This window comes from Ruminococcus sp. D54t1_190329_F1 (assembly GCF_015551645.1).
Classification (GTDB): domain Bacteria; phylum Bacillota; class Clostridia; order Lachnospirales; family Lachnospiraceae; genus Blautia_A; species Blautia_A faecis.
The window spans coordinates 1-1,856 of sequence record NZ_JADNDC010000092.1; the positions used below are offsets into that span (position 1 = coordinate 1).

At 43.7% G+C, this 1,856-nt stretch carries 2 protein-coding genes; both read right to left on the reverse strand.

Features of this window, described 5'->3' with window-relative positions; all coding sequences use genetic code 11:
* Window positions 1-316 precede the first annotated feature (316 nt).
* Window positions 317-562: a hypothetical protein gene (locus tag I2D69_RS19635; protein ID WP_173719768.1), complete on the reverse strand. Its 246-nt coding sequence runs from the start codon at window positions 560-562 to the stop codon at window positions 317-319.
* Window positions 563-569: 7 nt separating this feature from the next.
* Window positions 570-1,772, reverse strand: coding sequence for a DNA polymerase IV (locus tag I2D69_RS19640; RefSeq protein WP_272105127.1), 1,203 nt, complete (start codon window positions 1,770-1,772; stop codon window positions 570-572).
* Between the last annotated feature and the right edge of the window lie 84 nt (window positions 1,773-1,856).

Sequence of the window (1,856 nt, forward strand, 5' to 3'; positions counted from 1 at the left end):
TTTAACTACACGGCTCACTGGCGATTACCGTGACCGGACTTACACCGGCAAGTGTAGTCCAGCTTTGCTGGACACACGCAACAAAAAAAGACATCAAAAATCCATTCCAGGTTTTTTTGATGTCTTTCTATATGTTCCAGATATGTAATCTCAAATGATTGCTCCTGATGTCTTATCAGGACTAAACTTTTCTACATAGGGGTGCTATGCATAAATGATAATTCGATTATAGGATAGCACAATATATGGTATGTGTCAATCGTATAATTCTATATATTGTGCACATGTATTGTCTCATATTTTCCAAGAACAAACATTAGGAACAGCGCCTTTCCATAAACCATTTATCAAATTCATAGTATAAATGGCTCTCTTTTCCATTCACAATTACGGTATATCGCATCCCGACTCCGCCTGCTTTTCGGCTTGCACAGCGTTCCCTTGCAAGGATACGGTCCACATGATATTTTTCTCCATCTTCCCAGATAAATTCCACTGGACTCATAGTTCCGTCCTTATCAAAACTCACCAGAACCTCTACATATACTTTTGCATTTTCCATTTACCAATTACCTCCCATTAAAATAGCCTACCGGATGAACCGTGTGGGAACTTTGTGCATCCAAGCTTGCCAGAGCTTTGTCCTGGTACACAAACGCTTTTTGGATACTGAAATACCCAAACCTTCTGCGAATCTCATCTACAGCCTGGTCCATTTTTTCCTGCTTTTCCCGTTGTTCCTCGCTTATAAACAAATCAAGCTGTACTGGTACGTCTGCCAAAACCAGATTTTCTGCACGTATTCCAAGGCTTCGGATCGGATGATTCCAGTTATAATTTTCTTTGAACAGCAGGTAGGCAGCCGTCATAATCTCATTGGTAATATCCGTAGGCCTCTCCAGCTTTTTCTGTCTCGAAAAAGAGTATAACCCATTATCCCGGATGGTGATGGACACCACCTTGCATTTGAAGCCATGTTTCCGAAGCCTGGCTGCAACACTTTCTGCCAATGCCATCAGTACAATCTGCACGTCCAGGTTGTTCTCCAGGTCCCTGGGAGTGGTTGTACTATTACCAATAGACTTTATAGGTGCTTCATACCCCTGCGCCGATACAGGTGACTCGTCCCAGCCATTTGCAAAAGAGTAAAGCACCAGACCCATTTTTCCAAATAACCGTTCCAGAAACTTTGAATCCGCCAGGGCAAGCTCCCCAATTGTCTGAATTCCATAACGATCTAACGTATTTCTGGTAGAACGTCCAACATACAAAAGATCTGCAGCAGGAAGTCTCCAGAGCTGTTCCTTATAATTTTCCTTTGAAAACACCGTGATTCCATCAGGCTTCTTATAATCACTTCCCAGTTTTGCAAAAATCTTATTCCAGGAAATCCCGATACTGACCGTAATTCCCAGCTCTTTTTTCACACGCCGGTTAATCTCCATTGCAATTTTTCTTCCCTCTCCCTTTAAGGCCGCACTGTCCGTAATATCTAACCAGGCTTCGTCACATCCATATGGTTCAACCAGATCAGTATATTCCCCATAAATTTCTCTTAGAAGAGAAGAAAAACGCAGATACAAGTCCATCCTGGGCGGAACAATCACAAGATCCGGACATGCCATTTTTGCCTGCCAAAGTGCCTGTCCCGTCTTCACTCCTTTTTTCTTTGCCACATAATTGGCTGTAAGCACAATTCCATGCCTCGCCTCGGGATCCCCGCCTACCGCCAGGGGATACCCTGCATACTCTGGGTGATATAGCATTTCCACACTGGCGTAGTCGGGTAAGAGAAGAGCATTACTGTCCTTCCCTCCCCTAAGAACCGTACGTGATAGTTTCCCATCATACGGCTC